At 51.0% G+C, this 1,415-nt stretch carries 1 protein-coding gene and 2 rRNA genes; all 3 read right to left on the reverse strand.

Annotated features, from left to right (window positions below):
- Positions 1-15: 15 nt before the first annotated feature.
- Complete coding sequence (gene metA, locus APU11_RS14820; RefSeq protein ID WP_013095021.1) at positions 16-945, reverse strand: homoserine O-succinyltransferase; 930 nt, start codon at positions 943-945, stop codon at positions 16-18.
- 175 nt (positions 946-1,120) lie between these two features.
- Positions 1,121-1,236 (reverse strand): 5S ribosomal RNA (rrf, locus tag APU11_RS14825).
- Positions 1,237-1,300: 64 nt separating this feature from the next.
- Positions 1,301-1,415, reverse strand: a 23S ribosomal RNA gene (locus tag APU11_RS14830); the annotation flags it as partial.

The raw sequence follows: 1,415 nt of genomic DNA on the forward strand, positions 1-1,415 counted from the left end.
GTTTTATGCAGAAGATTACTCCAGCGTCGGATTCATGTGACGCAGATCGTATGGCGTTATCTGGTAGACGTAATAGTTGAGCCAGTTAGTAAACAGCAAATTCCCGTGACTGCGCCAGGTGGCTCGCGGTTTGTTCTGAGGATCGTTTTTCGGGAAGTAGTTATACGGCACATCCGGATTGAGACCCGCTTCGACATCACGGAAATACTCTGCCGCGAGGGTGTGTGGATCGTATTCAGGATGCCCGGTTACAAAGGCAATACGCTTATCTTTGCTGGCAAACAGGTAAGCATCGCCATCTTCTGTTTCGGCCAGGATCTCCAGATCGGTGTAGTCACGAATCAGCTGCGCCGGGAAATCGGCGTAGCGCGAATGCGGGGCCAGGAACGAATCATCAAACCCGCGTGTCAGCAAGGCATGAGGGTGAAGAATGTGGTGTTCGTATACGCCGGAGAGTTTTTCGGTACGGGTTTGTTTGGGGATGCCGTAGAGAATATTCAGCGCAGCTTGTACTGCCCAACAGACAAACAGCGTGGACGTGACGTGATCTTTTGCCCACTCCAGTACCTGTTTGATCTGCGGCCAGTAGGCGACATCATTAAATTCTACCAGGCCCAGCGGCGCACCGGTGACAATCAGTCCGTCGAAGTTTTCCTCGCGGATATCGTCGAAGTTACAGTAGAAGTTATTCAAATGCTCAGAAGGCGTGTTACGCGACTCACGGGCATCGATCCGCAGCAGCTGAATATCCACCTGAAGCGGAGAGTTCGAAAGCAGGCGCAGGAACTGATTCTCTGTTTCGATCTTTTTCGGCATCAGATTAAGGATGAGCACCTTCAGCGGGCGAATTTCCTGACCTGTCGCGCGTGAAGTGGTCATCACAAAGACGTTTTCTTCACGTAAGAAATTGACGGCTGGTAGCTCGTCCTGCACCCGAATCGGCATAACCTTGTATCCTCACAGCATACGTATAAACGTTTAGACATCCAGACAGCCAACGATACCCAGAATTGGTATGAATGTCGAGTCTGCAAGCTTAAGGTGAGAAAGTTTCAAGGAGAGGGAGAAAACAAAAGCAAAAAACCCCGCACCTTACGGTACGGGGTTCTTCTTATTTGATGCCTGGCAGTTCCCTACTCTCACATGGGGAGACCCCACACTACCATCGGCGCTACGGCGTTTCACTTCTGAGTTCGGCATGGGGTCAGGTGGGACCACCGCGCTAAAGCCGCCAGGCAAATTCTGTTAATCTGTATCAGGCTGAAATTCTGTCTCTTCGCCAAAACATCTTCGGCGTTGTAAGGTTAAGCCTCACGGTTCATTAGTATCGGTTAGCTCAACGCATCGCTGCGCTTACACACCCGACCTATCAACGTCGTCGTCTTCAACGTTCCTTCAGGACTCTCAAGGAGTCA

It is taken from the genome of Enterobacter sp. 50793107 (assembly GCF_001463365.1).
GTDB classification, from domain to species: domain Bacteria; phylum Pseudomonadota; class Gammaproteobacteria; order Enterobacterales; family Enterobacteriaceae; genus Enterobacter; species Enterobacter cloacae.

Bases quoted from the DNA above. Each gene is read 5' to 3' on its own strand.
- metA (WP_013095021.1), bottom strand. From the start codon at position 945: ATGCCGATTCGGGTGCAGGACGAGCTACCAGCCGTCAATTTCTTACGT.